This window comes from Gardnerella sp. CCPDSM (assembly GCF_056754715.1).
This window is the reverse complement of the sequence record NZ_JBQEQO010000015.1, coordinates 1-4,310: the sequence shown is the minus strand read 5'-3', so window position 1 is coordinate 4,310 and position 4,310 is coordinate 1. Positions and strand designations below refer to the sequence as shown.

7 protein-coding genes and 1 pseudogene are annotated in these 4,310 nt (G+C 39.9%); 6 read left to right on the top strand and 2 right to left on the bottom strand.

All coding sequences use genetic code 11. The annotated features are described in order from the left end of the window. Positions 1-255, top strand: a 255-nt coding sequence (locus ACTJLE_RS06145) for a hypothetical protein (RefSeq protein WP_481267866.1), incomplete at its 5' end; no start/stop codon positions are given. Between the two features lie 108 nt (positions 256-363). On the opposite strand, the pseudogene ACTJLE_RS06140 reads toward ACTJLE_RS06145, so the two are convergent. Beyond that, positions 364-537 (bottom strand): annotated as a pseudogene (locus ACTJLE_RS06140) (IS3 family transposase); the annotation flags it as partial. Between the two features lie 171 nt (positions 538-708). Then, a complete protein-coding gene (locus tag ACTJLE_RS06135; RefSeq protein WP_481267865.1) occupies positions 709-1,119 on the bottom strand; it encodes an IS3 family transposase in 411 nt (136 codons plus the stop codon). Between the two features lie 654 nt (positions 1,120-1,773). On the opposite strand from ACTJLE_RS06135, the gene ACTJLE_RS06130 reads away from it, so the two are divergent. The 5 genes from ACTJLE_RS06130 to ACTJLE_RS06110 form a co-directional block, all read left to right on the top strand. Next, a complete protein-coding gene (locus tag ACTJLE_RS06130; RefSeq protein ID WP_481267864.1) occupies positions 1,774-2,406 on the top strand; it encodes a sigma-70 family RNA polymerase sigma factor in 633 nt (210 codons plus the stop codon). Positions 2,407-2,508: 102 nt separating this feature from the next. Continuing rightward, a complete protein-coding gene (locus tag ACTJLE_RS06125; RefSeq protein ID WP_004114712.1) occupies positions 2,509-2,688 on the top strand; it encodes a hypothetical protein in 180 nt (59 codons plus the stop codon). A 12-nt stretch (positions 2,689-2,700) separates the two neighbouring features. Continuing rightward, positions 2,701-3,009 (top strand): hypothetical protein, encoded by a 309-nt coding sequence (locus ACTJLE_RS06120; RefSeq protein ID WP_464397538.1) that lies wholly within the window; start codon positions 2,701-2,703, stop codon positions 3,007-3,009. Then, complete coding sequence (locus ACTJLE_RS06115; RefSeq protein ID WP_481267863.1) at positions 3,002-4,132, top strand: DUF2800 domain-containing protein; 1,131 nt, start codon at positions 3,002-3,004, stop codon at positions 4,130-4,132. The genes ACTJLE_RS06120 and ACTJLE_RS06115 overlap by 8 nt, the downstream gene beginning before the upstream one ends. A gap of 1 nt (position 4,133) precedes the next feature. Next, the coding region (locus tag ACTJLE_RS06110) for an ssDNA-binding protein (RefSeq protein WP_481267867.1) at positions 4,134-4,310 on the top strand (177 nt) is incomplete at its 3' end.

Here is a 4,310-nt window from a genome sequence, read left to right as displayed (position 1 = left end):
AATATTCTTATGTACAAGGTTCTTATGTTCGTGCTGAAGTTGGTTCTGTTTACAGCTGTGAATTTTATGTTCCTTTACTTGTCGATGGTGGTATTCGGCCATGATTTTGGTGTGATGTTCAAAACGTATGGGAATGCGCTCGGTCCGCTTATGTTCATGCTTGCTTTGATGACAACGATGTCGTTGCCTAATGAAGGAACCATTTTTGAGGATAAGCGGCAAAAAAGTGTGTCTAAAAACCCGAGTTATCGTTGAAATACCACGGAAAACTCGCTGTTATTAAGCTAAAAAAGCTTAACATTCAGCATTACTTGACATTGAAAACAAAAGGGGCTTAGGACAATTTTTAGACATTTTGTGCAATCATAGCACGATGTTCCATAATTGTCTTTTAAGCCCCATTTTAATTCTGTGATTGTTGTAAAAATCAATATAAGTATGAATAGCTTGACGTAATTCTTCTGTACTATCCCAGTTAAGTGGATAATGCATTTCTGTTTTCATTCGTTCAAAAAAGTCTTCACAGGCAGCATTATCTCCACTGTTTCCTTTTCTTTACATGGAGCGTGTAATACCAAGACCTTCTAATCTCTCAATCCACCTACCGCCTCTATAGTGACCTCCTCTATCTGTATGAATAGCTAAGCTTTTACATTCTGTAATCTTAAGGGTAGTTAAAGCCCCTTCTAACATTTCATCTACAAGACACTAATCTGGGTGGTTTGAAAGAGCGTAAGAGGCCACTTTACTATCAAAACAGTCAATCATAGGGCTTAAATAGAGTTTTGACTCTTTTACTGAAAACTCAGTAATGTCTGTAAGACAAATCTTATTAGGTGAATCTGCATGAAAATTATTGTTAACGATGTTACTGCATGCGGGAGTAATTTCTCCTATGTAACTTGAATAGCGTCTTTTACGCCTGGCATATCTAACCTCAATTAACTCTTCTTTCATGAGTCGTCTTACTACTTTTTCAGATACTTTAATACCTTTAGTTCTCAATACTAACCATATTCTAGGAGAGCCATAAGTAAAGAAGTTTTCTTCTGCAATCTTGTGTATGCAACCTCGTATATGTGCGTATTTGTCAGTTTTTTTGAAGAGCATTTTTAGCATAGTAATAACTTGAACGCTTTATCTGAAGTGTTTTAATCAGCAGCTCTAACGGTAACACTAAAAGTAGTTAGGCCTATAACACTTTTTGCGGAGTGAGGATTTCTGATATTAATACGGTTGGGATTATATTAGATTTGTTGGGATTGTATTAAATACAGTTGGGACTTTATTAGCCACGGTTGGGACTCTATTAGAGCGTGGCTAATGCTCGTTTTGTTTTCTAAAACGAGTGTTGTTTAACGAGAAGGGGGGTGAAAACATTGTTAACGCTTAAACCTCAAAGCACGTAGCTTTCAAGGCAAGTGTGGTTTTTACATGTCAAACTGTTATAAAAACGAGATTATTCCACTCTTTTTTACACTCATGATACGGGTTTTAAGAAAGAGCGGGTAAATGTTATAAGAATTTTTGGAACAATTAACAAGATTGTGGTTAATGATTAATCAATAAGACACTACTAATAAACGGTTAAAGCCTGATTAGCTATAGGGCGATGAGATACGTCAATAGGATCCTCATGGTTTTTCATGACTCCTATGAAGTACCTCTATTCTACTATGGCTATTTTTCAGGTATTAGAGTCGGTACTTCATAAAGTATCGGCTCTTTTTTGTATGTGTCTTCACCCTACCGCTGCAGGCGGGAAGGGTGAGCATGAGGACTCGCAAAACTAATAGCAACAATCGAGCAACATATAAGTATACAAGTTGTGTTCGTAATGAAGATGGTAGTTATAGTGAAGAAACTATCGAAATCAAGCCGGGCGAAAATGGTGTCACTCAAGCGGATATTAAAATGCTTCACTCAATGGATGACAGTGAGGTTTACTACAACAATAAGAACCTGCGTCCAGGTAGAACTGCTGAAGAAAAAGCTGAAATTGAAGCTTGGAAAGAAGAATATATCCAGCATTTTAATCTTAAGCATGGTTATGAGCCTAACAAGGATGACGTGGAGTATGCTGCTGAAGAACATTTTCCACGTAACTATAATCTTTCACTGGATTTTGATGCAGATGGTGAGCTTGAAGTAGATAAAAGTCATCTTGCTGAAGCGCTCAGTACTACTGATGATTATGGTTTTATTACCAACGATTATGGTTTTGAAATGTCAGAGAGAACAGAATCTATGCTTTCAGTGCTGACAGATAAGCAGAGTCAAGTAGTAAAACTGATGTTTGTTGAAGGATACACTCAGTCAGAGATTGCGAGCATGCTTGGTATTTCGTCTGCCGGTGTGAAAAAGCATCTAGATAAGGCTCTCGAAAAGCTTAGAAAAACGCGTTAAAAAAATTCTAGAAATTTTATTTGGAGGAGGTTAAAAACTCCTCCTTTTTCTTTGCCTGTGATGTGTAAGGAAGAAACCCCTTACAGAAAGGAGGCAAAACTCGTGAAACACAAGATCGTTATTAACGTCACCGGTGAAAACGGTGAGAAGAAACAGGTTCTACGTGGAGCTGTGATGCGCTTACCTCAACGGTTTATCCGCTGGCTGTTTGGTGATTACTCGCAAGTCTACCTATTAGATCCCGGGAAAAGTGTTCAGTCAGTTGATGTCAAAGAAGTTTAAGGAGGAAAAACCGTGAACAAGGAAATATTGAGAGAAGTCATCAAAGACTTGGAAAACTTAACAGCTCATCTTAAAACTCTGTTTGATGATGCCGGTGCTTCTGGTGCTGGTTGTAAAGAAACAGTTCCTAATAATAAGGAGTCTGTTAAAAAGGTGAGTTTAGAGGATGTGCGAGCGGTTTTAGCAAAACTTAGCCAACATGGTAAAACCGCGGAAGTAAAAGCGCTTATCGTCAAGTTCGGAGCTAACAGGCTTTCAGAACTTGATGAAAGTAAGTACGCTGAGCTTCTTGAAGAGGCGAAAGGTATGACAAGTGACTAAGCATGCTTTACTTTCCCCATCTTCTGCTCACAGGTGGATTAAGTGTACTCCGAGTGCTGTTTTAGAAGAAAAGTTTGAAAACACCACTTCTGTGGCAGCCGAGGAAGGAACGGCGGCACACGCGTGGTGTGAGTACAAGCTGAATAAGCTTCTTAACCGTCCATGCGAAAAACCGTCAACCGAGTATGACTCAAACGAGATGCAGGAATGCTCGGATGCTTACGTGGATTTCGTGTTGGAAAAATACGAGCAGGCAAAACTTAACTGTCAAGATCCCATTCTTCTCATCGAGCAGAAAGTTGATTTTTCAGCTTACGTGCCGGACGGGTTTGGTACAGCGGACTGCATTATTGTAGGCGAAAAAACGCTGCAGGTTATCGACTTTAAGTACGGTCAAGGCGTGCTGGTTGATGCTTACGAGAATCCTCAGATGAAATGCTACGCGCTTGGAGCTTTAACGCTTTTCGACAGCTTGTACGAGATTCAAACTGTTGAGATGAGTATTTTTCAGCCACGTCGTGACAACGTATCAACTTTCACACTACCTGTCACGGAGCTTATCTGTTGGGCTGAAAGCGTGCTTAAACCAAAAGCAGAGCTTGCAGGCGCAGGCGAAGGCGAATTTGAAGCTGGAGACTGGTGCAGGTTTTGCAGGGCAAAAGCCACGTGCCGTAAACGGGCGGAAGAAAACCTTAAACTCGCAGAATTTGAGTTCAAACCGCCTTCTGTTTTAACGGATAGTGAGATTGAAGAAGTACTCACGCTTATTCCACAGTTAACAAAGTGGGCTGATGATGTTTTAGCGTACGCCACAGATTCCGCTATTAACCACGGGAAACAGTGGCATGGTTTCAAACTCGTAGAAGGCAGATCAGTTCGCAAGTTTAAGGATGAGACAGCTGTTATTGAGAAAGCAAAAGCTCATGGCTTTACCAACATTTTCAAAACTAGTCTTATCGGTTTAACAGAAATGCAAAAGCTGATGGGCAAGAAAAAATTTGAGGATATTCTGGGCGACCTCGTTATAAAACCGTCCGGAAAACTTACGCTCGTACCAGACTCGGATAAGCGGGCAAAAGTTAACGTTCAAAATATTAATCAAGAATTTAAGGAGGAAAAGTAAAATGAGCGGATTTAACAAAACTAAGGTTATCACTGGTAAGAACACGCGTCTTTCCTATTTCAACGGTTGGGAGCCAAAGTCTATTAACGGCGGCCCTGAAAAATATAGTGTTTCACTGCTTATCCCTAAAAGTGATGTTGAAACAGTAAACGCTATTGAGAAAGCTATTGATGCTGCT